The 25,341-nt window shown below is 68.7% G+C and carries 25 protein-coding genes; 9 read left to right on the forward strand and 16 right to left on the reverse strand.

All coding sequences use genetic code 11. From position 1 onward, the window contains the following. Positions 1-195: 195 nt before the first annotated feature. The gene (locus ACZ7OI_RS17955; protein WP_470265323.1) at positions 196-912 is read left to right on the forward strand and encodes a LuxR C-terminal-related transcriptional regulator; all 717 of its coding nucleotides are present in this window, start codon (positions 196-198) and stop codon (positions 910-912) included. Positions 913-974: 62 nt separating this feature from the next. Here ACZ7OI_RS17955 and ACZ7OI_RS17960 read toward each other — a convergent pair whose 3' ends face one another. Genes ACZ7OI_RS17960 through ACZ7OI_RS18015 form a run of 12 tightly spaced genes read right to left on the reverse strand, consistent with a single transcriptional unit; the run spans position 975 to position 9,384 of the window. After that, positions 975-1,283, reverse strand: a complete 309-nt coding sequence (locus tag ACZ7OI_RS17960; protein WP_470265324.1) for an antibiotic biosynthesis monooxygenase family protein — start codon at positions 1,281-1,283, stop codon at positions 975-977. Then, on the reverse strand, positions 1,280-1,591 hold the full coding sequence (locus ACZ7OI_RS17965; protein WP_470265325.1) for an antibiotic biosynthesis monooxygenase family protein: 312 nt from the start codon (positions 1,589-1,591) through the stop codon (positions 1,280-1,282). Before ACZ7OI_RS17965 ends, ACZ7OI_RS17960 begins: the two co-directional genes overlap by 4 nt. A gap of 10 nt (positions 1,592-1,601) precedes the next feature. Then, complete coding sequence (locus tag ACZ7OI_RS17970) at positions 1,602-2,339, reverse strand: SDR family NAD(P)-dependent oxidoreductase (RefSeq protein ID WP_470265326.1); 738 nt, start codon at positions 2,337-2,339, stop codon at positions 1,602-1,604. Positions 2,340-2,376: 37 nt separating this feature from the next. Continuing rightward, complete coding sequence (locus tag ACZ7OI_RS17975) at positions 2,377-2,838, reverse strand: anthrone oxygenase family protein (RefSeq protein ID WP_470265327.1); 462 nt, start codon at positions 2,836-2,838, stop codon at positions 2,377-2,379. A gap of 5 nt (positions 2,839-2,843) precedes the next feature. Then, complete coding sequence (locus ACZ7OI_RS17980) at positions 2,844-3,314, reverse strand: SRPBCC family protein (protein ID WP_470265328.1); 471 nt, start codon at positions 3,312-3,314, stop codon at positions 2,844-2,846. A 1-nt stretch (position 3,315) separates the two neighbouring features. Beyond that, complete coding sequence (locus tag ACZ7OI_RS17985; protein WP_470265329.1) at positions 3,316-3,573, reverse strand: phosphopantetheine-binding protein; 258 nt, start codon at positions 3,571-3,573, stop codon at positions 3,316-3,318. A 15-nt stretch (positions 3,574-3,588) separates the two neighbouring features. After that, positions 3,589-4,797: a ketosynthase chain-length factor gene (locus ACZ7OI_RS17990; RefSeq protein WP_470265330.1), complete on the reverse strand. Its 1,209-nt coding sequence runs from the start codon at positions 4,795-4,797 to the stop codon at positions 3,589-3,591. After that, positions 4,794-6,062, reverse strand: a complete 1,269-nt coding sequence (locus tag ACZ7OI_RS17995) for a beta-ketoacyl-[acyl-carrier-protein] synthase family protein (RefSeq protein WP_470265331.1) — start codon at positions 6,060-6,062, stop codon at positions 4,794-4,796. Before ACZ7OI_RS17995 ends, ACZ7OI_RS17990 begins: the two co-directional genes overlap by 4 nt. Then, positions 6,059-6,490: a cupin domain-containing protein gene (locus ACZ7OI_RS18000; RefSeq protein ID WP_470265332.1), complete on the reverse strand. Its 432-nt coding sequence runs from the start codon at positions 6,488-6,490 to the stop codon at positions 6,059-6,061. The genes ACZ7OI_RS17995 and ACZ7OI_RS18000 overlap by 4 nt, the downstream gene beginning before the upstream one ends. Before the next feature lie 17 nt (positions 6,491-6,507). Further along, positions 6,508-6,828, reverse strand: coding sequence for a TcmI family type II polyketide cyclase (locus ACZ7OI_RS18005; protein ID WP_470265333.1), 321 nt, complete (start codon positions 6,826-6,828; stop codon positions 6,508-6,510). Positions 6,829-6,872: 44 nt separating this feature from the next. Beyond that, positions 6,873-7,904, reverse strand: coding sequence for a methyltransferase (locus ACZ7OI_RS18010; protein WP_470265334.1), 1,032 nt, complete (start codon positions 7,902-7,904; stop codon positions 6,873-6,875). Positions 7,905-7,932: 28 nt separating this feature from the next. Further along, positions 7,933-9,384: a peptide MFS transporter gene (locus ACZ7OI_RS18015; RefSeq protein WP_470265335.1), complete on the reverse strand. Its 1,452-nt coding sequence runs from the start codon at positions 9,382-9,384 to the stop codon at positions 7,933-7,935. Positions 9,385-9,758: 374 nt separating this feature from the next. Here ACZ7OI_RS18015 and ACZ7OI_RS18020 point away from each other — a divergent pair, with 374 nt between their 5' ends. Both ACZ7OI_RS18020 and ACZ7OI_RS18025 read left to right on the forward strand, forming a co-directional pair. Continuing rightward, the gene (locus ACZ7OI_RS18020) at positions 9,759-10,817 is read left to right on the forward strand and encodes a cytochrome P450 (protein WP_470265336.1); all 1,059 of its coding nucleotides are present in this window, start codon (positions 9,759-9,761) and stop codon (positions 10,815-10,817) included. Between the two features lie 10 nt (positions 10,818-10,827). After that, positions 10,828-11,637 (forward strand): acetoacetate decarboxylase family protein, encoded by an 810-nt coding sequence (locus tag ACZ7OI_RS18025; protein ID WP_470265337.1) that lies wholly within the window; start codon positions 10,828-10,830, stop codon positions 11,635-11,637. A 687-nt stretch (positions 11,638-12,324) separates the two neighbouring features. Here the strand turns inward: ACZ7OI_RS18025 and ACZ7OI_RS18030 are convergent. Together ACZ7OI_RS18030 and ACZ7OI_RS18035 are read right to left on the reverse strand one after the other, a co-directional pair. Beyond that, positions 12,325-12,510, reverse strand: a complete 186-nt coding sequence (locus ACZ7OI_RS18030) for a hypothetical protein (RefSeq protein ID WP_470265338.1) — start codon at positions 12,508-12,510, stop codon at positions 12,325-12,327. 228 nt (positions 12,511-12,738) lie between these two features. After that, the gene (locus tag ACZ7OI_RS18035) at positions 12,739-13,416 is read right to left on the reverse strand and encodes a LysM peptidoglycan-binding domain-containing protein (RefSeq protein ID WP_470265339.1); all 678 of its coding nucleotides are present in this window, start codon (positions 13,414-13,416) and stop codon (positions 12,739-12,741) included. Positions 13,417-14,547: 1,131 nt separating this feature from the next. On the opposite strand from ACZ7OI_RS18035, the gene ACZ7OI_RS18040 reads away from it, so the two are divergent. From ACZ7OI_RS18040 to ACZ7OI_RS18050, 3 genes are all read left to right on the forward strand, one after another. Continuing rightward, positions 14,548-14,841: a hypothetical protein gene (locus ACZ7OI_RS18040; protein WP_470265340.1), complete on the forward strand. Its 294-nt coding sequence runs from the start codon at positions 14,548-14,550 to the stop codon at positions 14,839-14,841. Continuing rightward, positions 14,838-16,211 (forward strand): aspartate aminotransferase family protein, encoded by a 1,374-nt coding sequence (locus ACZ7OI_RS18045; protein WP_470265341.1) that lies wholly within the window; start codon positions 14,838-14,840, stop codon positions 16,209-16,211. Before ACZ7OI_RS18040 ends, ACZ7OI_RS18045 begins: the two co-directional genes overlap by 4 nt. A gap of 1,331 nt (positions 16,212-17,542) precedes the next feature. Further along, positions 17,543-20,320: a hypothetical protein gene (locus ACZ7OI_RS18050; protein ID WP_470265342.1), complete on the forward strand. Its 2,778-nt coding sequence runs from the start codon at positions 17,543-17,545 to the stop codon at positions 20,318-20,320. A 309-nt stretch (positions 20,321-20,629) separates the two neighbouring features. Here the strand turns inward: ACZ7OI_RS18050 and ACZ7OI_RS18055 are convergent, their stop codons facing one another. Next, positions 20,630-21,709 (reverse strand): YeiH family protein, encoded by a 1,080-nt coding sequence (locus ACZ7OI_RS18055; RefSeq protein ID WP_470265343.1) that lies wholly within the window; start codon positions 21,707-21,709, stop codon positions 20,630-20,632. Continuing rightward, entirely contained in the window at positions 21,706-21,837 is a 132-nt protein-coding gene (locus ACZ7OI_RS18060; protein WP_470265344.1) for a hypothetical protein, read from the reverse strand. The genes ACZ7OI_RS18055 and ACZ7OI_RS18060 overlap by 4 nt, the downstream gene beginning before the upstream one ends. A 179-nt stretch (positions 21,838-22,016) precedes the next feature. Between ACZ7OI_RS18060 and ACZ7OI_RS18065 the strand changes: the two genes are divergently transcribed. From ACZ7OI_RS18065 to ACZ7OI_RS18075, 3 genes are read left to right on the forward strand one after another with little or no spacing between them, the layout of a single operon-like run. Continuing rightward, a complete protein-coding gene (locus ACZ7OI_RS18065) occupies positions 22,017-22,976 on the forward strand; it encodes an LLM class flavin-dependent oxidoreductase (protein ID WP_470265345.1) in 960 nt (319 codons plus the stop codon). Next, positions 22,973-24,238, forward strand: coding sequence for an LLM class flavin-dependent oxidoreductase (locus ACZ7OI_RS18070; protein WP_470265346.1), 1,266 nt, complete (start codon positions 22,973-22,975; stop codon positions 24,236-24,238). Before ACZ7OI_RS18065 ends, ACZ7OI_RS18070 begins: the two co-directional genes overlap by 4 nt. Next, a complete protein-coding gene (locus tag ACZ7OI_RS18075) occupies positions 24,235-25,293 on the forward strand; it encodes an LLM class flavin-dependent oxidoreductase (protein WP_470265347.1) in 1,059 nt (352 codons plus the stop codon). The genes ACZ7OI_RS18070 and ACZ7OI_RS18075 overlap by 4 nt, the downstream gene beginning before the upstream one ends. Positions 25,294-25,341: the final 48 nt, after the last annotated feature.

Below are 25,341 nucleotides of genomic sequence, written 5' to 3' on the forward strand. Positions count from 1 at the left end.
GCTTTGCTCTCCCCGCAAGATTTCAAACTCTCGCCACATGCGACATACTCTTAGTCGGCACCAATGCGGCTTTGTTGTCACTCGCCGCCCACTGCGCATACCCTTGGGGCAGAAGCGCCGGGGAGGGTGCCGAATGCAGGGGGATCAACTGACGCGCGACATCGACCGAATACCAGTCGGTCGACCACCGCACTCGTGACGAAAACGGAAGGCGGTGCGCCGTCCGGCCGGTCGATCGACCAGCCGGGAAAAAATATGCCCGTGGATCCGGTGAGGGTTCTCGTCACCGGATATCCCACACTATTCCTCGACGGACTCCGTGAAATTCTGGCGAAGGCAAGCGGCATTCAGGTGGTGGGCGAGGCAACGACGGCGGGGGCCGCGGCGGCCATGGCGAAGGTGCTGAGACCCGAGGTGGTCCTGCTCGACATCGACATGCCGGACACTCAGCCGGTGGACGCGGTGCACAGCCTGCGATCGCTCGCGCCCGACTCCCGGGTGCTGGTGTTGAGCACGCACGAGGCGTTCTGGCTCGTCCACGACATGTCCAGTCTGGACGTACGCGGTTACCTACTGAAAAGCATGAGTCACCACGAACTCGTGGCAACGGTGCTCAACTCCCGCTCCGACGACGGATACCTCACGCTGTCCATCTCGCGCTCGCGGTTCACCCAGCTCCATCAAGGAACTCCCGAACTGCTATCCAGACGGGAGAAGGACGTGCTCTCGCTCGTCTCGGAGGCGCTGAGCAACGCGCAGATCGCCGGCAGCCTCGACATCACCGAGGGCACCGTGAAACGCCACCTGCGCAATATCTTTGTCAAGCTCGGTGCCGTGTCCCGGATCGACGCGGTGAACAAGGCGATCGCGGCTTCGCTCATCTCCGCGCCGAACGGACGCCGGACGCAGTGAACGGGTGAATGTGCTCGCGAACCGGAAACTGTGAGCACATCCACCCGCCGGGCACGACGTGATCAGCTCACTCGCACCGTCTGGTAGACCTCGAACGGCCGAGGTGCAGTGTCGTCGTGGTAGTCCCGCAGCGGCGCGGTGGTCTCCGGGTGGACGGCGTCGGCCTCCCACTTCTCGAACAGTTCCACGCTCGTCCACTCGCTGAGCACCAGCAGGCACGCCGGGTCGCTGCGGGCGCGCAGCAGTTCGCTGCCGAGGAAACCTGGGGTCCCGGAAAGCACCTCGTCGATGCGCTCGCAAGCAGCCGCGATGACGTTCTCACCTCCTTCGGGAGCCCGATACCACACCAGCACCCGCACGCTGCCTCTCACCGATGTGCACCCTTGTTCATTTCGTGCACCACGCGCATCGTCCACATCTCGCCGCCTATGCGGTACGGATGCAGCTTCGTCCGGTGGGCGACATGGGCGTCGCTGCGTTCGAACTCGCGGAACGACGCCTCGTCCGTCCAGTCGCTGACGATGAAGTAGACACAGCCCTCGCCATCCGCGCGGAACAGCCACTGGCCGAGGTTGGCCGGGTGGCTGGTGATCGCCTGGCCGACCTCCGACCACGTGCGCTCGTAGTCCGCTTCGGCTCCGGGTCTGACGTTCATCCGCAGCATGACCCGGAATGTCATGGCTCCCACGTCAGGCGCCCCCGTCCACATTGATGACCTCGCCGGTGAGGTAACCGGCCGCCTGGCTCGACGCGAAGAGCACGGCGGCTGCTACTTCCGTCACGTCCCCGAGCCGCCCGAGGCTGCTGATCGACTGGTACCGCCGGTACACCTCGGGCGGGAGTTTCGCGGCCTCCTCGGTCTCGATGACGCCGGGTGCCACGACGTTCACCCGGATGCCGCGCGGCCCCAATTCCTTGCACAGCGACCGGCCGAGACCGACCAACCCGGCCTTGGCCGCGGTGTAATGCGCCCGCAGCGGGACACCGACCGCGGCGACCTTCGACCCGACGAACACGATCGACGACCCCTCCGACAGCAGCGGCAAGCTGTGCTGGGCGACGAAGAACGCCCCGGTCAGGTTGGTGTCCAGCACCCGATGCCATTCCCGCGCGGTGAGCTGGTCGAACGGCACGTGACTGATGGCACCGGCATTGTGCACCACGACGTCCAGCCCGCCCAGTTCGTCCTTGCATATCGCCGCCAGCCGCGCGACCTCCTCCTCTGCGCCTATATCCGCCTGTACGACACGATGCACGCCGCCGATTTCCTTGAACGCGATCTCCAGCGCGTCGGCGGCGTCGCGGTCCGCCCGGTAGCAGGCGACGACGCTGCCGCCCTCGCGGGCGAACGCCAGCGCGATAGCCCGGCCGATCCCCCTGGTCCCCCCGGTGAGCAGGATGCGCCTGCCCTCGAACTTTCCGGTCATGTGGTTGTCGTCCTCTCGTCAGGTCACCGGTTGTCTGTCACAGCAGGAGCCCGGCCGCGGCGGCGTTGGCTCCCATCGCAACGACGGCCAGCACGGTCCGGAAAAGGTTCCAGGCGCGCCACGAGCGCCTGGGATCGCGTTCTGCCCAATCGGATGGCAGGTCGTCCGGTCGCAGCGACATGACCCGCCTCTTGATCGGGACCGCCCTCGTGGCCGACACAGCGATAACGGCCAGCGCGCACACGGCGGCCGCACCGCACGCAACCTGTGCCGCACTCGATGCGAGCGTGAACGCCAGCACACCGTCCGCCAGTGCGGTCACTGCAACGCAGATCGGCTGGAACGGTTCAAACCTGTTGCCCCAGAAGCGGTGCGTCCACACGTACTGTTCCGGTGACAACTTCAGCAGCAGCGGCACGCCGCACACCGACGACCACAACAGCACCCCGGCGACGAGCCCGTTGGCCACCAACGCCAACGGCAGCAGGTACGGGTGCACGGGATTCACTCCTCCGCGGCGAGACGTGCCTGGTGCTCGGCCTCCACGACGTCCTTGATCCGCTGTTGCTGAATCACGGTGTTGCGGTTGAGCCGTTGGGTCATCGAAGCGTCGTCCACGGGCGAGTCCGCGCGCATCGCGAAGTCCTGAATCCAGCGCATCTCCACGCCGTTCGCGATCGGACGGTACGACCACAGGATGTCCATGTGGTCGAACCAGCCGGGTTCCAGACGGCGCGCCCGCACGGTGCGCGTCGCGGCATTGGCGGTGCGCTCCGATACCCAGCTCCACGCGTTGCCGTCGGAGTCCGGGTGCATCGTCAGCCGGAAGCGCACGGTATCTCCTTCATGCTCAAGGATTTCGGCGACGCTGTACTCGCTGAACAGCGACGGCCATGAGGGGACGTCGTTCGTCATGTCCCACACCAGGTCCAGGGGTGCGGCCACGACAACGGCGTTGTCGGTGTGTCCGGTCACATCACACCTCCGCGGAAAGCCGGGAATTGATATCGCGAACCGCTGCGCGAGGCGTGGACATGACCGTCAGGTCGTTGTCGTCGAAAGCCACGTCGTACCGACGGCTGACCCTGCCGAGCGCGTCCAGCACTACCAGCGAGTCGTAACCGAGGTCGCCAAGCGGCACGTCCCTGTTGTCCTGCCCCAGAACGACGTCCCCGGTCTCCCCCGCGCTCTCGGTCAGCACGCGATGCAGGTCGTCGTAGGTGAACTTGTCCATCATCGGTTCCTTTCTTCACTGCTCGGTGTCCTTGCGCACCGCCAGCGCGGCGTTGAAGCCGCCGAAGCCGCGCGCTACCACCACGGCGGCCCGCAGCGGCATTTCTCTCGGCCGTCGACCGACGAGGTCGATCCCGTACCCGTCGGCGAGCTTGTCCACGCCTGTGGTCGGCGGGATCACGTTGTCGCGCAACGAAAGCAGCGCGGTAGCCAGATCGAGTGCCGCACCGCCGGCGTACAGCCGCCCGGTCATGGTTTTGGGAGCGGTGACCGGAACGCCATACGGTCCGAACACCTCGGCGATGGCCGCCGCCTCGGCGCGGTCGAGGTCCGCGACCCCCGCCGCGTCGGCGAAAACCACGTCCACGTCGGCTGGTGTCAGGCCGGCGTCGTTGAGCGCGCCCTCGATCGCCGCAACGAGGCGGGACGGCCGGCCTGATCCCGGCGGCGGGTCGAAAGTCGCCGCGTAGCCAGCGATCACGCCATACCGCCGCGCACCCGGTCGAGCCGGTTCCAGCACGAACATGGCACCGCCTTCGCCGGGAACGTAACCGGAAGCGTCCGCCCCGAAAGGCGCGTAGGCCCTCTCCGCGTCTCTGCTGGTGGACAGCCGCCCGTTCGAGATCTGCGCCACGAGCCCGTACGGACACAGCGAGGCGTCGGTTCCACCGGTCACCACCAGTCGCGCGCCCGATCGGAGGACCCGGCGGGCCTGGCCGATCGCATCCAGCCCGCCTGCCTGCTCCGTGGCGATCGCGCCGCAGGCGGCCCGCATCCCGTGCCGGATGGACACCTGGCCGGTGGTGGCCGCGTAGAACCAGGCGATCGACTGGTACGCGCCGACCCCGGTCGGTCCGTTGCGCCACAACGACTGGATCTCCCGCTGGCCGAATTCCGTGCCCCCGGACGAACTGGCCGTCACCACGGCCATCTCGTACTCCGGCACCTCGGCGGGCACCACCCTCGCATCGGAGAGAGCCTGGTCCACGGCCGCCAGGCCGAGGTGCGTCCAGCGGTCGGTCTGCGGGACGAGCCGGGCAGGCACGGCCCGCTCGGTGACGAACCCGGCGACCTCGCCCGCCAGCGCGACCGGATAGCCGGACGCGTCGAACCGTTGGATAGGCGCGATCGCGCTCCGGCCCGCCAGCACCTGCGTCCAGTGCTCCTCCAACCCGGTCCCGGTCGGCGCCACCACGCCGATCCCGGTAACAGCCGCCGCGATCACCGGTGACCGCCGGGCGAAGTCACGACCATGGCCGACTGGAATCCGCCGAAGCCGCTGCCAACGCTGAGCACGCCGTCCACCCGCCGATCACGCGCGTGCAGCGGCGTGTAGTCCAGATCGCACTCCGGATCGGGCGTGTGGAGATTGGCGGTGGGCGGCACGACGTTGTGTTTGATCGCCAGCACGCATGCCGCCGCCTCGATCGAGCCGATCGCTCCCAGCGAGTGGCCGATCATGGATTTGATCGAGCTCACGGGCACCCGGTAGGCATGATCACCCAGGCTCGTCTTGAAAGCCGCCGTCTCGTGACGGTCGTTCTGGCGGGTTCCCGAGCCGTGGGCGTTGACGTAATCGACGGCGGTCGGGTCAAGGCACGCCTGGTCGAGCGCGGCCGTGATCGCCTCAGCCATCTCCCTGCCGTCCGGCTTGAGCCCGGTCATGTGGAAGGCGTTGCTGCGCGCAGCAAAGCCGGCGATCTCCGCATATACGGGAGCGCCTCGTCGGCGAGCAAGCTCGGCCTCCTCGAGCACCAGCACGGCCGCGCCTTCGCCGAGCACGAAACCGGCGCGGTCAAGGTCGAACGGTCTCGATGCGTGTTCGGCGTCGTCGTTGGCGGGCGAGGTTGCCTTGATCGCGTCGAAACAGCCGACCGTGATCGGCGAGACAGGCGCGTCCGTGCCTCCCGCGAGCACCACGTCCGCGCTGCCCTCGCGGATCAATTCCGCTCCGTGGCCGATGGAATCCAGCCCTGACGTGCACCCGTTGGAGATCAGAGCGACCGGCCCCTCGGCCCCGACCGCCCAGGCCACTTCGACCGCGAGCGAACTGGGCACCATGTAGTCGTAGAGCTGGGGAACCGCGTACTTGTGGTCGACCAGCCAGTCGCGACCGCCGTTGCTCAGCACAAGGTATTCCGCTTCCAGGCCCATGGTGCAGCCGACCGCGCTGCCGAGGCTCACGGCGGTCCGGTGCGCCGGCAGCACGTCGGAGGCCAAGCCGCTGTCCGCCAACGCTTCCCGGGCTGACACCACTGCGAACTGCGCTGCCCGGTCCATCCGCCGGATCTCCTGGCGGCTCAGCCCCTCCGCCAGCGGGTCGAAGTCGCACTCAGCCGCGATCCTCGACCGGAACCCGGTTGCGTCGAACAGCGAAATAGCTCTGGTGGCAGTCCGGCCCGCGGTGAGCTGGTCCCAGAACGACTTCACCCCGACACCGCCCGGCGCGACCACGCCGATCCCGGTCACCGCCACCCGCCGGGCGCTCATCGCGCGCCGCCCGCGAACGGGTCCGGGGCCTGTGGATCGGCCAGCTCTTCGGTGTCCACGTGGCCCAGTTCCGGGCGAGGCGCCAACGGACTCAGGTGGAACACCGCCTGTGCGGTGCTGGCCCCCCGGTTCTCGGCGCGATGCGGGACACCGATCGGAACCATCAGGGCGTCGCCCGCGTCCAGGCGTACGCAATCGTCGCCAGCCCGCAGGTGGATGGTTCCGCGGGTGACGTAAAGGAACTCTTCGGAGTACGGGTGCAGGTGCTCGGTGACCGACTCGCCGGGAGCCAGGACAAGGGCACCCATGAACCCCGACGTCGCGGCGACGGTGCGCGGGCTCAGCAGCACTCGGACATCGCCGCCTCGGCGACGGTTGCTCGGGGTCTCCGACCACGAGACACGGGCTGGTCGGTCGTCTGCGGACACTGCGTTTCCCCTATCGACTAGTGGCTCTGCCACGTGTAGAACGGCTTGGCCATGGCGTCCTTCGGCTCTTTCCAGTTCGGGTCATACGGTGTGATGAACTGGCCCAGTTCGCTGTTGAGTCCCTGGTAAAGCGAGTGGCTGCGGGCGCGGTAAAGCCGGTCGCTGATGTCGTCGTCGGCCTGCACTAGGTGGAAATACAGGTCGTGGAACGCGAACAGCACCCGACGATGCACGCCGATCAGCCGGGGCAGTTCGGAAGCGTCCGATCGGCCGAACGCCTCGGCGACGGCGGGAGCGTCGCCCGGGTCCATCCGGGCGACAATGAGCGTTTGGTGCACGGGTTCCTCCTTGAAAGAATTGCTCGGTCCGGAGGCAGTCCTGGTCAGTCCTCGAGCGGCTTTCGCGCGGTGACCAGCGAGTCGTGGTCATCGAGGGCCACCACGCGCAGCTCGGCGAAACCCGCGCCGGACAACCACTCGAAGCACTCGGCGGCGGTGTACTCGCTGCCCCCGGGGGTGGCCAGGAGCATGTTGAGGCTGACGAGCAGGCTGGACGCGCGATGCGACCGGTCGTCGTCGATCATCGGGTCGTAGATCAGCACGTGGCCGCCAGGCGGCAGCGCGCGGAACGCCGCCTCGACCAGTTGCCTCCGCTCGGCTTCCCCCCAGTCGTGCAGCACGTGGCCGAACACCAGCGCGTCGACCGCCGGCAGGTCGTCGCTGAAGAAGTTTCCGCCGTGGAACGAGATCCGATCGCCCAGACCGGCCCCGGCTATGTGTTCGTCGAACACCGGGCGGACGGGCGGCAGGTCGAACACGCCGCCGTGCAGATGCGGGTGTGCGGCGGCAATGGCCGCGGCCACAGTTCCGCGACCGCCGCCGAGGTCGACGAACGAGCGGACCTGTGACCAGTCGAACGCATCCGCGAGCTTCGCAGACAGCGGCGCGGTGAGGTAGTCCATCCCCACCATGTACGAGCGCCAGGTCGCTGTGTCATCGCGGTACTGCTCGGTGAACATGGCGCTCGTATCGCGGGTCCCGTTCTGCGGCTCGCCAGTGCGCAGCCCTTCGACCAGCCTGGCCCATCTGGTGTCGGCCATCCGCAGGAACCGACCGAGGTAAGAAGGCTTGCGCTGGTCCAGGAACTGGCTCGCCGTCGGCGTCGCCCGGTAGCGACCGTCCACACGGGACAAGGTGTCGAGCGCGACGAGAGCGTCGAGGAAGTCGGCCATACCACGGGGATGCAGGTCGAGCCGAGCGCGGATCTCCTCCGCTGTCAGAGCTTCGTCGTCGCAGAGGCCGAAGAGGCCCAGTTCGGCCGCGGCGAGAACGGTGTGGCGGGCGAAGTTCGAGATGCCCAGCCGCCAGATGTCGGCGGGTCCGGCGGCGGTCGGTTGGGACATGGTTACGGTCATGGACACTCCTCGGTCGGAAACTGACGGGTCATACCGCGAGCAAGCGCTCCAGTCGGGCGCGCAGGACGATCAGCGCCGCGGCGACGCCGATCGGCACCAGGCCGAACAGTCCGAAGTAGCCGGCCGCGCCCAGCGTGCCGAACAGTCCGGCGCTCTGCCCGCCGACAGCCGCGCCCAGTGCGGCCGAGAGCCACCACACGCCCATCATCTGGCTGCTGAAGGCAGCCGGGGCAATGGTGACTGTCAGAGCCAGGCCGATCGGCGCGAGAGCGAGTTCACCCAAGGACTGGAGCAGATAGGTGGCGACGAGCCAACCGGGCGCGACCGGCCCGTTGGCGGTGAGCACCGCGATGGCCATCACAAGATAGGCCGCGCCGGCCAGCGCCAGGCCCGCAGCGAACTTCGACGAAACCCTGGCCCTGGGACCGATCCGTGACCACAGCGCGGCCGCGATCGGAGCTCCTGCCAGTACGAAGAGCGGATGCAGGGCCTGGAACCAGCCGACGGGCACCACCGCACCGAAGGCCGTGCGGTCGGTGCGGAGTTGCACGAACATGGTGAGCACGGTGGCGGACTGGCTGGACAATGCCCAGAACACCGCCGAGCAGCCGAAGATCCAGCGGTAGCCGCGAACCCGGACCCGTTCGGCGTCGGAAGTGGACGGGTGGCGCCGGATCGCCCGGAAGGCCAGCACGGGCGCCACCAGAACAGCCAGGCCCACCAACGCGATGACGTGCTGGGGATGGAAGGTGCCGAGGAGGACGTCCAACGCGATAAGCACGCACGCTGCTGCCACGACGGCCGCCGCCCGGCGTCCGGCCAGGGTCCGGACCCGCGCCCCGGCCGGATCGGCCGGCACAGCGCCGATGTCCCCGAACCTCTTGATGCCGCACAGGAAGCAGAGAATGCCGATCAGCATTCCGGCCGCCGCCGCGCCGAATCCCAGGTGCCAGTCGATCCGCTCGCCGAGGAATCCGATGACGATCGGCGCGAGCAACGCGCTGATCTGGATGCTCATGTAAAACACCGAGAATCCGGATTCCCGTTGTCCCTGCTCGTGTTTCGGATAGCAGGAACCGAGAAGGGCTGTCATATTCGGTTTGAGCAGGCCGGTGCCGGCGGCGATCAACAGCAAGCCGAGGTAGAACGACGCGGTGGTTGGCAAGGTTAGGCACAGGTGCCCGGCAGCGATGCCCACCGCGCCCCAGAACGAGGCTCGCCGGGTGCCCAGAATCCGGTCTCCGAGCCACGACCCTGGCACCGCGGCGACGAAAGCGCCCGCGATGTACGTCGCGACGAGCGCGCCAGCGGTGCTCGCGGTCAGGCCGAGCCCGCCGTGGCCGGGTGAGTCCACCGCGAACAGGTAGAGGATCGCAACCATGCCGAAGAAGCTGAAGCGCTCCCACATGTCCAGCATGAACAGCGACACGAACCACGAGCGCCGCACAGCGGGCGGAGCGGAATCGGCCGTTCGCGTCATCGCCCCTCCAAGATCGGATTCCGGTCTGCCTCCCATCGTGCCGATCAGGGTTGAAAGCGGGCTGGAACTGAGCTGGAGGGATCAGCGTCGCCAGGTCCGTGCCGAGCCGGCGCATCACCGCCCGGGGTTTGCTCCGCAGCGCGTTGGCCACGGCACAAGCCGCCTTCAAACGCGATGCTGCACCATCGGCCACGACACAGATCCGCCACGAGAGGACTAGTGCCGTGGAAACCACACCGTCCGCATCGGACGAACTGCTCGCGTTTCCTTTTTCCGCAACGACTCCCTGGGAACCAGCGGAGGAATTCTCCCGGCTGCGGGCCGAGCGGCCGGTGGCCAGGGTACGTTTGCCGTCGGGTGATCAGGCATGGCTGGTGACTGGCTACGCAGAGAACAAACAGGTGCTGGGCGACCCGCGGTTCAGCCGGGCGACCGCGACCGCACCGGGCGCGCCCAGACTGCAGCCGGTGCCCCCCGATCCGAACTCGCTGCTATCGATGGATCCACCGGAACACGGCCGACTGCGCAGGCTCGTGTCCCGCGCGTTCTCGGCGCGTCGCATGGCCTTGCTGAGGCCGAAAATTGACAGCACCGCCGCAGACCTCGTCGACGCCCTCAAATCGGCGGGCCCGACAGCCGACCTCGTGTCCGCACTGGCCATGCCGCTTCCGATCGGCGTCATCTGCGACTTGCTCGGCGTACCGACAGGCGGACGGTCCCGCTTCCAGCGTTTGGCGGACACAGTGCTGTCGTTGACTGCGCACCCAACAGAAGAAGTCCGGGCGGCCCGGGAAGAACTCAACGACTACTTCCTGCACTTGGTCGCGGTCAAGGGCCGGGAACCGGGCGATGACCTGATCAGCGAACTGGTCTGCGCGCGGCGGGAGTCCGAGAGCCTGAGCGTCGACGAACTGGTTGCGCTGTGCCGCACCCTCCTCACGGCGGGGTTCCACACCACGGCGAACCAGATCGCCCTCGCCTCGCTGTTCCTGCTCCGCCACCCGGATCGGCTGCGCGACCTGGCGGCGTCGCCCGCGCTGGTCGAGCCGATGGTCGAGGAACTGCTCCGGCTCAACCCGTTGACCGTGGGCGGCGGACTGATCCGGATCGCGACCGCCGACATCGAAGTCGGCGAGGTCCTCGTGCACGCCGGCGAGGCAGTCCTCCCAGCAATAGGTTCGGCGAACATGGACGACCTGGTGTTCGCTGACCCCGACGAATTCCGCCCCGCTCGTCCGCAGGCGCACATCGCGTTCGGTCACGGCGCGCACTATTGCCTGGGAGCGGTGCTGGCTCGGATGGAACTGCGCGCCGCGCTCGCCGCTTTGGCCCGCTCGCTGCCGGAGATGCGGTTGGCCGTGCCGCTGGAGGAGCTGCGCTTCACCACCGGCCGTCTGTTCCGCGGCCTCGCCGAGCTGCCCGTCGCCTGGTAACGGAGGACCGATGATCAACCACAACACCCGAGCCGCGCCGCACGGCTACACTCTTCCGCTGTCGCCGTCCGGACGGGCATCCCTCGTCGCACCGCCGCCCTGGCACTTCTCGGGCGAGTTCGTCTGGATCGACTACCGCGTCGATCCGGACCGCGCGGCCGCTTTTCTCCCTCCGGACCTCGCTCTTGGCCCGGACGCCGGTGCGGCAGCGGCGGCGTTCTCCCGCTGGCAGTGGTGCACGGACGGCGAAGCCGAACTGGATGATCCAGCCCGCTGCCAGTTCAGCGAATTCATGCTCCTGCTGTCGGTCGTGCACCGCGACCGGCCCATGGCCCGCTGCCCGTACGCCTGGGTGGACCGCTCAGTGCCGCTCGTCCGCGGCTGGGTGCAGGGGATGCCCAAGCAACTGGGCTCAGTCCGGATGACCGAAACGGTCCGGGCGGGCCGGGCCGGGCCCCGTACGACCGCGGGCGCCGCTTACCGAGCCTCGTTGGCCGCGAACGACAGGCGGATCGTCAACGGCCGGGTAGTCCTGACCGGTGAAGCTTCTGCCCCGCCCGTGCTGAACACCCTGCCGCTTGCCCACACCAGGACCTTCCCCGCCTGGGCGCCGAGCGGCACCGAAGTCGACGAACTGGTGTCCAGCAGGGTCACCGACATCGAGTACTCGGCAGTGTGGGCGGGCAGTGCGGATCTGGAGTTCGCCCCGGATGTGCTCGCGGCCGACCCGGACCTGGCCGCACTCCATCCGGTCGAGGTGAGCGACGGCTACGTGTTCGCCTACGGTGAAACCCTGCTGGGAGGGAAGGCCCTCGGCTGATCGGTCGTACTGGCTAGGCGTGCGGTGCCCTAACGTTGAAGCTTCGGCGAGGAGCAGAACCGCTCCCACCGGGCCAGTTTGGCGGCTGGTGGCACAGAACCGCACCCGTTCCCCTTTTCCTAGTTCCTGGTCAAGAAGCTGTGGTCTCCAGCTCCGGTAGGGTCCCCACAGTCACCCGCATGGCCCGGATCGCTCAGCGATTGATGGCCGAGGCGCGGTCACGTTTCCCGATCACCTGCGTCGAGGATCCCTACACCGCTGTGAGAGCTACGTCTCCGACCGCCCTGTCTGAACGCTGAACGATCCATCACGGAATCCGGCGTTCTCCAGGCCGCGGCCATCCGCGCAGCAGTCACGCCTGCGCGTCATCGTAAATCCCCTGCGTTCGGACATCGCGGCACACATCTGGTCGAGGCGACCTCTGCACCGACCAGCTGGTACGGGAAACCGGGCTGACCGACCCGAAGCACTTCTTCCGTTCGTCCACCGTCAAAGAATTAGGCCCCACGTTGCCGCCAGCTCGAGAAACCGTTGTCCGCGCCCACGAGATGGGCATCAACAAACGCTACACCGACATCATCGCCACCAGCTGCAAAACCACCGAAATCCCGCGTCAACGACTCCATCCGCCGCACAAACAAGGCACGGTCGCACTCGGTTCCGCTGCGGAGGAGACGAGGTCCTCACTCACGTCACCAGCATCAACCGATACGTGACTTCGACGAGGTGTTCGGACACCAGGACGTCTCCTCGGTCAGCCCCGACCGCACCCGCGCCGAGCAGCTGCGCAACATCCGCAAGCTTCCCTCGCCCGAGAGCCTCAGCATCAACGACCGGGCGTTCGAGAATCTCCGCGAAACCGCCGACCTTCATCGCAGCGACTCGCGATCGCCGAACCGCGGATGGCGTTGCCGCCAAGGCGTGCGGCGCAGACAGGCCCGTGTTCCCACAAAGCAGACCCGTCCGCTCCGCACGCCGGCCGCCGGGGCGCGCGGCGGTGCCCGAGCGCACTTGTCGCGCGCGCGTGCACCGGCGGCCTCCGGCCGGGGTCGCGCCGCCCGGGGGAAAGCGGCGCGAGCCCGGCCGGGGCCTCGGCGAGGGTTACTTCGTGACGATCTTCTGGCCGACCAGGATCAGGTCGGCGTCCGGGATGTGCTTCTGGTTCAGCTGCTGCAGGTGCTGCCAGCCGCCGTCCACGTTCAGGTTCTTCGCGATGCCGGAGAGAGTGTCGCCGGCGGCGACGGTGTAGCTGCCGTCCGGGTTCGAGGTCGGCGCGGCGTGCTTCGGCGCGGACTTGACCTTCGCCTCGGCCTTGACCTGGACCTTCGGCTTCGCGGCCACGGCCTCGACCTCGGCGGAGCCGCCGGAGGTGTCGCCGCCGAAGTTCGCGTAGCCCGCCGGGCCCGAGCCGCCGCGGCACTGCCACGGGGCCGATCCCTGCTTCGCGTAGATCCGGTCCGCGACGATCTGCTGCTGCGCGGGCGTGGCCTTGTCGGCCGTCGGGGCGAACTGGCCGCCGCCGTTCGCGAGCCAGGTCTTCGTGACGATCTGGAACAGGCCGGCGGGGCGGCCCGCGCGCTGGCCGGCGGCGGTGTTGTTGACCGCGGTCGGGTTGCCGCTGCTCTCGCACTTGACGATGCCGGCCTGCCCCGGGAAGGCGTTGGCCGTGCCCGCACCGGCGAGGCCGATGCCGCCGAGGGTGGCGCCCGCGAGAGCCGCGGTCGCACCGGTGCGCTGGAGGACTGTCTTCGTCTTGCTGGGTTTGCTGTGCCGTCCCACGGTGGGTGGGCTCCTTCGCTGTCACACCGCACAACCGTCCTCGCGCCTGGCTCAGGCAACGAGCAGCGACGGTTCGCGGCGGCTTCGGGTCGCTGATCCTCGGGGTAGATCGCAGGTCACCGCAAAAGCTCGAGAAGATTACGAAACGGAAACGGCAGGTGTACAGAGGCAGTGGGATCGGCCACAGATCGCCTCAGCGCGTAGCAGTCAGGCGACGGTGCGTCACACCCCTAGTGCTCTACTTGGTAAATAAATAACAGCTCAACAGCAACATTTAACCATTGAATCCACTACTACCAGCGGCCTCAAACAGCGACGTTGGCAAGTTTCACACATCATCTGACGTTCGGCAGTTACCGTCGATTCAGCTGTTACGTCCGAGATAAACGCGGGGGTCGCCGCCCCCGTTCACTCCCCGCTACGACACCCGCCCGCCCGGCACGCGTCCCGCCGGACCAGGCCCGCTCCCCCGGACGCGCTCCGCCTTCCGCCCGGTCGTTATGGTCTGAACCAGTACCCACCGGTCCAGACCACTACCCTGGTCTGGACCACCACGTCCGCAGCTCGCCCGAGCCCGCCGCCGAAAACGCAGCCCGCCGCCCGTCCTCCGGCGGAAAACAGCACCCGCAACCGGACCCGGCGGCGAAAACGTCAGAAACAACCCGGCGAACTCGATATTTCTCCCACCCGACATATCCCCGAAGGCCTTCGGCAACCGTCCCGAAAACATCCCACGATGCGGTCCGCAGCCCTCGATTCACATGCCGGAAACGGAGCGTGAATATTCACGTTCCGTTTCGCGGGATCGCGAACACCGTTGCCGTTTCAGTCGTTCAGCCCAGCGCGGCGAACTCCGCGAAATCACCGTATTCACTCTCCTGGCGCATTGCCTTGCCTAATATCCGCCGTTTCTTTTCTTTCCGCAGCCGTTCCCGGCGCGCCCGCGCCCGACGCGCCGCTGCGGCGGAACCGGCTGCGCTAGGCTGTGCCCCGCGGTATTCCAGTGAGGTCAACGGAGGGAGGGCTGCGCCCAGCGCGGCCCTCCCTCGCCTCTGCCCGCGAAAAACCGTTTCCTTCCTCGCCGGCCGTTTTCGGCGGTCCGCGAATCCCTGCGAAAAAGAGGAGGAGTGCATGACGAACTCGACGCCGGACACGCCGCGCGACGTCGACCGTACGCATCCGCGGACCGGCACCGAGGAGGGCTGTCCCGAGGAAGGCGCCGCAATACCGCACAACCCGAGAGAACGGCTGCTCCGTTTATTCGAGGAGAACTTCCCGCGGCGACTCTCCGCGAGCGCCCGGCAAGAACGGTTCGCCCCGAATGTCTTTGTCCATTGCGGAGCAAAAGACACCGGCCAGGCCGCCGTGCACCGAGGCGGGCCCGGCCGCGCCACCACCACTGTCAGGGGAGAACAGGCCAGATGACCACCCTCGAGCACCCCGCGCCGCTCACCGGCCCCGCCGTCTACTGCGATCTGCCCGGCCCGCGTTCGGCCGAGTACCTCGCCCGGCAGGACCGCCGCGAGCCGATCCCCCGCGGCGGCCCGAGGCGGCTGCCGATCGCGATCACCGAGGGTTCGGGCAGTTTCGTGCGCGACGCCGACGGCAACGTCTTCATCGACTTCCTCGCCGGGGCGGGCGTGCTCTCCCTCGGGCACAACCATCCCGAGCTGGTCGCGGCGATGACCGCGCAGCTGAGCAAGCTGACCCACGCGCTCGACTTCGCGACCCCGGTCAAGGACGAGTTCTCCGAGGCCCAGCTCGCGATGCTGCCCGAGGCGCTGCGCTCGCGGATGAAACTGCACTTCTGCGGTCCGGCCGGGACCAACGCCGTCGAAGCCGCGCTGAAGCTCTGCAAAACCGCGACCGGACGCGGCGGCGTCGTGTCGTTCCAGGGCCGGTTCCACGGCAGCGCGCACGCGGCGCTGGGCCTGACCGGGCCGGCCGGCCAGCAGCGATCGGTCGCGAATCCCCTGCCCGGCACGCAGTACCTCCCGTACTCCTCGTGCCCGCGCTGCCCGGCCGGGCACGATCCGGCCGCCTGCCCAGCGGACTGCCCGGACCAGCTCGAACGATCGCTGCACGACCCCGACGGCGGACACCCGCTGCCCGCGGCGGTGGTGCTCGAACTGGTGCAGGGCGAGAGCGGCGTGGTCCCGGCGCGGGCGGATTTCGTGCACCGGGTGCGCGAGCTGACCCGGGAGCTGGGCATCCCGCTGATCGTCGACGAACTGCAGACCGGCTGCGGCCGGACCGGGACCTGGTTCGCCTTCGAGCGCTACGGCATCGAACCCGACGTGATCGTCGCGTCGAAGGCGCTCAGCGGAATCGGCTCGCCGGTCTCGCTGATCATCTACGACGAGCGCCTCGACAACTGGGCCCCGCGCACGCACACCGGCGCGTTCCGCGGCAATCAGCTCGCCTTCGCCGCGGGCGCCAGGGCGATCGAGGTCGTCAACCGCGACAGCGTGCTGAACAACGTCGTCGAGCGCGGATACCAATTCGAAGAGCTGTTGTCCCCGCTGGCCAGCCACCCGTGGGTGACCGACGTGCGCGGCACCGGGCTGATGTGGGGCCTCGAACTGACCGACCCGCGCACCGGAAGGCCGGCGTCGGAACTCGCGCTGGCCGTGCAGAACCACGCGTTGCGCCGCGGGCTCATCCTCGAACTGGGCGGACGCGGCGACAGCGTCGTGCGGTTGCTGCCGCCGCTCAACGTCACCGCGGACGTCGTGCGCACGGCCGCCGGAATCCTGCTGGCCGCGCTCGACACCGCGACCCGGGAGGCGCGCTAACCCGCCGGCTGCGCCACCGCCCGGTACCTGCGGTGGCGCAGTCGCCACGTTCTACTGTTAGTACGGATTTCCGGCGGGCGGCGGGCAAAGTCGTCTTCTGGGTAGGTTTTCGATCACCGGACCGACTGAGCCACCCGGAATTCCCCTTTCCGGAAACCCGGCAATACTACGGAAAGTAGCTCCGCAATTCGCGCTGCGCGGGGTGGGGAAATACGGCTTCTGCACAGTGCGCGGAGAGTGACCTCCCCCAGCAAGGGGAGCCGACGATCTTGCTGCGCCAACCCCTCGGAATGCGGTGCCCACCAGCACACCGGCACCGGGGCGAGCGACGAAGATCACCGGCTGTCATTCACTCGAACGGGGATGAGGGAAATCACGGCCTAGTGCTCGTTGTCACCTTTTGCCAGACTGTGAACAACGCACCGTTTCGCCGGTGATGAATCGCCGATCGCGAACGTACGCACCGTTTCCAGGAGGCCTCGTCATGAGGTGTGGCGGCACGACCGAAAAGCACGCGAGCCGGACGGCTTGCTGGGTCGTGCGTGTCCTGCTCCTGGCGGGGACGGTCGCGGGCGGACTGCTTCTGACCTGGCTGATCTCGACCTCCTCCGCCGCAGCGGAGCCGATGCCGCCGACGCCGGAGGTGCCTTCCCTGCTCTCGGACACCGGCGTTCAGCACATTGTGGACGGTGTTCCGCATCCTGACGTGGCAGCGGTCGGCAAAAAAATCGTTGGCACGGTGGAGAAAACCGTCTCCCGTCTGGTGCGGACCACGACGCCGGAACCCGCGCCGGTCGTTGCCCAGCCGCCCCGATCCGTCGTCCAGCCGAAGAGATTCGCCACCATCGAACGACCGGAGAAATCGACGACGCGCGCAGGGGAAAAGGCCAAAGCACCGACGACTTCCGTCCAGTGGCGACTTCCCGTAACGAATGCCGCCCGGCCAGCCGCTCCGGTCACATCGCCAGTCCGACACGCGATACACCAGGCATCCGGACCCGGACACCTCGCCCCCGCACCGAAACCAAAGCACGCACACACGCCGACGATTCCGGCGTCGCCGGGCGTATTCGTCTGGCAAAACGGTTCGACACAGGGCGGAGTGCAGCAGCAGACGCGACTGCCCGAACCGGCGCCGGTGGCGATTCCGGCTCGTCCTGGCGACACATCCTGCCCGGCGAACACGAACGCCCGGCCCGGATACGACCCGGACTAGCCCGGCTCTCTCCCCCGTTTTCTCACCGCTTCGCGGCAGCACACCCCCATTCTTCACGGGCTTTGAAGTCGTGCCCGAAATCTTCGTCCATCACCTGAGAACAAAGGAATTCGTCATGCACATTTGGGTCAAGCGCGGCATGCAGACGGCACTCGTCTCGGGCGGCCTGTTCGCCCTCGGCACCGGGGTCGCCTCGGCCGCCGACAGCCCGGACGCTCCGGCCAATCCGATCGACGCCGGGGTCACCGTGCCGATCGACATCGGCGACAACGTCCTCGGCACCCCGGCCGGGCAGACGAAACTGCCCGGGTACCAGGGCGAAATCTCCACGAAAACGCTCACCAATCCGCTCCAGCAAGCCTTGAAGCCGAAGACGAGCAGTGCGGCGAAGCCAGCAGCCGCGAAGCCAGCGCAAAAGACGGCGCAAAACACGGCGGCCAAGGCGGCGCCGAGCAAGGCCGCTCCCCCGAGCGATCCCCTGCGCGGCAACCGGGCGAACGCCGATCTGGCGGTCCCGGTCCAGATCGCCGGCAACGCCTTCGCGGCGGGCGGCCCCGCTGAGGTCGACGGATCGAACCACCACCAGACCTACCAGGACAACCACGACATCACCACCAGCGGCGCGGGCGCCCCGCTGGGCGGAAACGTAGTCGACGCGCGCTGGGCGGTCCCGGTGCAATTCGCGAACAACGCGATCTCCTGGGCCGGCGCCGCGCGCACGAAGGGCGGCCGAGCCGAGCAAACCACCTCGACGACGGGGAGCGACACCACCGACGGCCGCGGCGGCACCGGTTCCGGCAACGTCCTGGCCGGGCAGTGGGCGACGCCGCTGCAGGTCACCGGCAACGCGGCGTCCTGGGGAGGCTCGGCCCAGACCACCGACTCGCAGGCGCACAACACCACCGCCTCAGGCGGCCCGATCTCCAGCGCCGGGAAGGACGGCACGCTCGCGGGCAACGTCGGCGCGGCACCGCTGGCGTTCCCCTTGGAATTCAACGGAAACGCCCCGACCTGGGGCGGAGTGTCCACAGTAGACTCTTCGAACACGACCGACACGGTCACCGCGGGCGGCACCAAGGAAGGGATCAACCACATCCCGTCCTACGTGCAGACCGACGGCGACCGCGGGACCGGCTCCGGCAACATCGTGCAGCCGCAAGGTGCGGGCATCGCGAACGTGGCCAGCGTCGCCGCTGCCTGGGCAGGCAAGTCCAGCACCGGCGGCGTCCACGGCAGCCCGCTGGCGGACCCGCTTCCGCTGCCCGGCTACCCGTTCCCGACCGGCAACCCGCTCACCGGCGGGATCGACCCGTCCGCGCCGACGCCGACCGGTCAGCCGACCCGTCCGGACGGCTCGCCGCTCTGGCCGGTCCCGATCCCGAGCCCGCAGCCGGTGTCGCCGACGCAGGCGCCGAAGTCGGCGTCCAGTTCGAAATCGACCGTCACGTCCGGCGGGTTCTCGTCCACGTCCGCGAAGGACGGCACCGGTTCGGGCAACATCGCCGACGCGCCGCTGGCGGTCCCGGCCGAGGTGTTCGGCGTCGCCGGGAACTGGGGCCTGGAGTCGTACGCCGGGCACGACAACACGTCCGACGTGAAGTCGGGCAGCGGCACCTACTCGAACGGCAACGGCGGAAAGCTGTCCGGCAACCTCGCGTCCGCGCCGGTCGCGGCCAGCCCGGACGTCTTCGGGTCAGGCGCCTCGTGGATCGGCAATAGCTACGGCCAGGCCACCAACACGAAGAACGTGCAGGCAGGCGGCTACGACGGCACCCAGGGCAACAACTCGGAGGCGTCCGGCAACATCATCACCGCCCCGGCCGCGCTGCCCGCCGAAGTGTTCGGCGTCGGAGGTTCCTGGATCGGCCAGGGCGTCGGAGTCGCCGACGAGCACAAGAAGGTCACCGCGGGCGGTGACGGAAACACCAACGACGACAACGGAAAACTGTCCTCGAACGTCATCGCCGCCCCGCTTTCCGCGCCGACTCAGGTCTTCGGCGTCGGCGCCGCGTGGATCGGCCGGGGCGTGGGCGAAGCGGGCAACCACACCGATTCGAAAGCAGGCGGCGACTACCACGGCACCGGCGCGCTCGGCACGGCAGCCGGAAACATCGCGCAGGCCCCGATTTCGCAGGTCACCCAGGTCGACGGAACCGGTGCGGAGTGGGGCGGCTACGGACAGGGCGTCTCCGACAACACCACCAATTCCCGTGCAGGAGGCAAGAACCTCGCCGACGGCACCGGCGGCACCCTGGCCGGCAACGTCGTCAACGCGCCGTCCGCCGGCACCGCAGGAGTCTTCGGGCTCGCCCCGGCCTGGATCGGCCGAGTGACCGGCGACGCGACGAACAACGTCACCTCCACCGCGGGCGGCGACACCCGCACCGCGGGCGACCGCGGCCAATTGGCCGGTGACGTCGTGTCGGCCGAGGCCCTGCCGATCGCCCAGGTCTTCGGCGACTCGGCGGCCTGGGCCGGCATGGTCGACGGCAGCGCCGTGAACCACACCCGCACCACCTCCGGCGGCGACATCACCAGCTCCGGCGCCGGCACGTCCGGCGTCGTGCAGGACGTGCCTACTTCCGAGGTGGCGCAAGTGTTCGGCGACTCCGCGGTGTGGGGCGGCGTCGCGAACGCCTACGGCGACAACGTCACGCACGGCAACTCCGGCGGCCACGTCGTCACGACCGGCCAGCACAACCAGACGCCGCTCGGCGCGGTCGGGCAGGTCTACGGGTTGAGCCCGGCGCTGCTCGGGCAGGCGACGTCCGTCGTGCCGGAGAACGTCACGCAGGTGACCGACGGGGACACTCCGGCGCAGCTGGATCTGCCGCTGAGCCCGTCAGCGTTGCCCGCCAACGGGATTCCGACCTTGCCCGGACTGCCTGGCTGAGCCACGCGGGGTGCCCGGGGAGCGCCGCCCCGGGCACCCCGCCTTCCCGGTCAGAAGCCGAACCGACGCCGCCAACCCTCGCGCGCGGTCGAACCAGCCGCAAGGCCCGTCAACGCGATCCTGAGCCCCGCGGGCATATGACAAGGGCCCGGGTATCGCGCCGTTCTGCTCGAAGCCAGACCGCAGCAACACCGGCCATCACCCCGCAGCTACCCGCCGACTCAACGCCGCCGGACTGCCGTTAGCGCAGCCCCACCAGAGCCAGGCGGGGCGCCCGGGAAGCCCCACCCGGGCACCCCGCCTGCCCCGTCAAAAACCGAACCACTGCGAACTCACCAGCACCAGCCCCAGCGAACACACCGCGACCACCACCAACCCCAGCGCCGCCACCACCAGCGGCCGCACCCCGCTGCGCGCCATCTGCCGCAGGTCGAAGTTCAGCCCAACCCCCGCGAAGCACAGCAGAAACGCCCACTTGGACAGATTCCCCAGGTTCGCGACCTCCGCCTTGGTGAACACGTGCGCAGTCGCCAGCGCGGAAACCGCGATGAACCCCAGCACGAACTTCGGGAACGTGCGCCACACAAACCCAGCACGACCCCTCACTCCTCCGGCGACCGCCTTGCCGCCGCGAGTCGACCAGTACGCCGCGTACCCGAGCACAACAAGACCGATCAACGCGTTCCGCGTGCTCTTCACCGCCACCGCGACGTCCTGCGCATGCGGCGAGTACGCCGCGCCGGTCGCGGTCGTCTCCGCGGTGTTGTCCACCGCGAGTCCGGCCCACAGCCCGAATTCAGTGTCGCTCAGGTTCAGCGCTTGCCCGATCGCCGGGAAGGTGAACAGCGCGACCGCACCCAGCGCGAGAATCGCCGCGATGGCGTAGCCGGAATCCTCGTCGTCGGCGTCGATCGAGCCGCGCCCGGCGATGATGGCCGACACGCCACAGATCGAGGTGCCGATCGCCAGCAGCGACGAGAGCTTCCCGCCAAGACCGAAAGCCTTGCCCACCACCAGGATCACCGTGGTCGCCACGGCCATGTCGACCAGGATGAGCCCCAGGCTGAACCCGCCGAGCTTGGCCAGGTCGCCCAGCACGAACCGGGCGCCCAGCAGGACGATGCCGGTCTTCAGCCAGAACTCGTAGGTCCCGACCCCGGGCCGGAACAGCGCGGGGATGCCGATCGTATTGCGGATGACGAGTCCGAGGACGATCGCCCACAGCACGTACTCGATGTCCGGCAGCGCGGTCCCGGTCGCGTGGCCGAGGCTGCGCACGCCGTTCTGCGCCAGTGTTCCGACAACTCCGACCGCTGCTAATAACAGAAGGCCCGGCAGATATCTCACGACCGCGGGCACCGTGCGGCGGCCTTCCAGCGCGGCGGTCACTTGACGAGGAACGGGATCGTCGGCAGCACGCCGAACGCGGCCAGCGCCACCAGAACTGCCGCGACCAGCACCGCGGCCCAGTCGGCGCTGATCCGCGCAGCGCCTTTCGGCTTCGAATCGGGACTCATGACCGCAGGACTGTAGACGGGCCGGCCGCGCCAGTCCGCCCCGTCCATCAACTGAGAAAAGTCCTTTGTGGACACCAGCGGAACAACACCGGCCAGCCGCCCACATCCTGAGCAGCGGTGCGGCGCACCCCGAATCGCGACTACCTCTGGCACAAACGAATCGAGGGGGCCGTGCCCGCATGAGTTCACCGAAAACCTTGCACCTCGCCGTCGAACTCGACAGCGCCGGAGCATCTCCAGGAGCCGATCCGCACGCGCTGGCGGACGTCGTCGCCGACGCCGAGCGGGCCGGGTTCACGTTCGCCACCTTCGACGACGCGCCCGTCCCGCCCGCCGGCGGATTCCGGGTCGAGGCCACGGTCCGCGCGGCCTATTCCGCCACCTTGACGTCCCGGATCGGGCTGGCCCCGACGTCGCATGTGTTGACCGCCGAACCGTTCCACCTGGCCGCCCAGCTGGCGAGTCTCGACCACGCCACGCACGGCCGCGCCGCCTGGATCGTCGGCACCGCCGCCGCTCCCGAAGCGCTCGCGACGGTCGGCCGCACGCGCCCGGACGATCTCCGCCAGGAGGTGGCCGACGTCGTCGAAACGGTCCAGCGGCTGTGGGACTCGTGGGAGGACGACGCGGTCGTCAAAGACCTCGCCACCGGCCGTTATCTCGACCCGGACAAGGTCCACCACGTGGACTTCGCCGGGGAAACGTTCTCCGTCAAAGGCCCGCTGATCACCCCGCGACCGCCGCAGGGCAGCCTCGTCGTGCTGGCCGCCGAGGAGTTCGCCGACGTCGTCCGGCCGGACATCGTGCTCACCGACGACCTCCGCCGCCGGCCTGCCGCTCCCCTGACGTTCGGCGAGCTGGAAGTCCGCTTCGATTCCGCCGAGCCGTCGCCGAACGGCCGCACCCGCTACACCGGTTCCCCCGCCGGGCTGGTCACGTTGCTGGAGCAGCTCGATCTCGACGGCGTGCGCCTGCACCCCGGCGCGAAGGATCTGCCGCTGCTGAGCCGAGAAGTACTCCCGGAATTGCGCAGGCGAGGCCTGCACACTCCGCCGGAACCGGGCGCGACGCTCCGCACGACGCTGGGCCTCCCGCGTCCCGAAAACCGATTCGCCGTGTCGTCGAAGGGAATCGCATGACCGCGCAGCTGCACCTCGGGGTCTTCTACACCGGCGTCGGGCCGCAGTTCCTGTGGGACGACCCGTCGAACGCGCCGCACACCGAGATCGAAACGTACGTGTCGGTCGCCCGGACCATGGAACGCGGGCTCTTCGACGCGTTCTTCCTCGGCGAAGGCTTGCGGGTCCGGGAGAACCGCGGCCGCGTGCACGCCCTCGACGTCGCCGGCCGTCCGGACGCGATCACCCAGCTCAGCGCGCTCGCCGGGGCCACCGCGAAAATCGGGCTGGTCGCCACGCAGAACACCACCTACAACTACCCGGCCGATCTCGCCCGCCGCCTCGCCTCGCTCGATTACGTTTCGGGCGGGCGGGCCGGGTGGAACATCGTCACCACCGACAATGCCTGGACCGGAGCCAACTTCCGCCACGGCGGCTGGCTGGCGCACGAGCGCCGCTACGAACGCGCGACCCAGTTCGTCGAGGCCGCGAAAGCCTTGTGGACCGGGCCGGTCGAGGCGGACACCGATCTGGTGCGGCTGCGCGCCGAACCGACAGTCCCGCCGAGCCCGCAGGGTCGTCCGGTTTTGTTCCAGGCCGGCGACTCCCCCGGCGGCCGGGAACTGGCCGCACGCCACGCCGACGTCGTCTTCTCCGCGAACACCGCGTACGACAAGGCGGCGGCGTACGCGGCAGACCTACGCGCGCGATTGGCACGCCACGGCAGGCCCGCTGACGCGGTACGAATCCTGCCTGGCGCGTCAATCGTCCTCGGTGATACGCCAACCGACGCCGCTGAACGCGCAGAGGAAATCCGCCGCCGCCAGATCAACCCGCAGCGCGCCATCGCGTTCCTCGAACAGTATTGGGGCCAGGACCTTTCGGCGTTCGATCCGCACGGGCCGCTGCCCGACATCGAACCGGCCGAGGGGGAGCTGGACCCGTCGCGCGGCACGATCTCGATCGAGCACCGCACCGGGAAACTCGAACGCATCCGGCAATGGCGCGAACTCGCCGAGGCGAAGAACCTGTCGATCCACGAACTGGTGCAGGAGGTCGAACCGCGGCACCACTCGTTCGTCGGAACGCCGGGCCAGGTCGCCGACGAATGGGCCCGCTACGCGGCCGACCGGGTGGTCGACGGGTTCAACCTCACGCCGCACCTCGTCCCCGGAACGATCGACGAGGTGGTCGACCGGCTCGTGCCGGAGCTGCAGGACCGCGGCGTCTACCGCACCGAGTACGCCGGCGCCACTCTGCGCGAACACCTGGAGCTGCCGTGAGGTTCCTGCTGATCACCCTGATCACGCACACCCCCGACCCCGTCACCGGGGAACTGGCCGCGCCCGACGCCCGGCTGCGCGAGGTCGTCGAGAACGCCGAACTCGCCGAGGAACTGGGCTTCGACGGCTACGGCGTCGGCGAACGGCACGAGCGGCCGTTCCTGTCGTCGTCCCCGCCGGTGGTGCTCAGCCACATCGCGGCCCGGACGCGCCGGATCCGGCTGTTCACCGCCGTCACGACGCTCAGCCTGCTCGACCCGGTGCGCGCGTTCGAGGACTATTCGATGCTGGACAACCTTTCCGGCGGCCGGCTCGAACTCATCATCGGCAAGGGCAACGGCTCCGCCCAGCGCGAGCTGTTCGACGTCACGCCCGAGGACCAGTGGGACCGCAACGCCGAGGGCTACGAGCTGTTCCGCAAGCTGTGGCAGGCCGACCGGGTCACGTGGTCCGGGCGGTTCCGGCCGCCGCTCACCGCCGCGGAAGTGTGGCCGCGTCCGCTGCAGCAGCCGATCCGGATCTGGCACGGGAGCGCGACCAGCCGCGAATCCGTCGAACTGGCGGCGAAACACGGGGATCCGCTGTTCTCCGCGAACGTCACCAACCCGATCGGACCGTACGCCGAGCTGATCCGGCACTACCGGCAACGCTGGACCTTCCACGGCCGCGACCCGGCCGACGCCGTGGTCGGCGCGGGCACGGCCGGGTTCCATCTGGCGAGCCGGTCGCAGGACGCTCTGGAGGCGTACCGGCCGATCTTCGAGTCCCGGCTGGCGCTTCAGCGCAAGCTCGGCCAGGAGCCGGTTTTCCCGACGCTGGAGGACTTCGCCGAGCGCAGCTCCGCGCTGATCGGCAGTCCTGCTCAGGTCACCGAGAAGGTGTTGAGATACCACGGACAGTTCGGTCACGGCGTGACGCACCTGTCCGCCGACCGCGACGGCCGCACACCGCGGGAACATCGCGCGGCGCTGGAGCTTTTCCAGGCCGAGGTGGCACCGGGCTTGCGGCGTGCGATACCAGGACCGCCCTGGCCGTCGAACAGCCGAGCAGACTGATATCTCTGCTCGTTGATATCTCTGTCTCCTGGTATCTCAGCCTTCTAG

The organism is Amycolatopsis sp. NPDC114503, assembly GCF_055633655.1.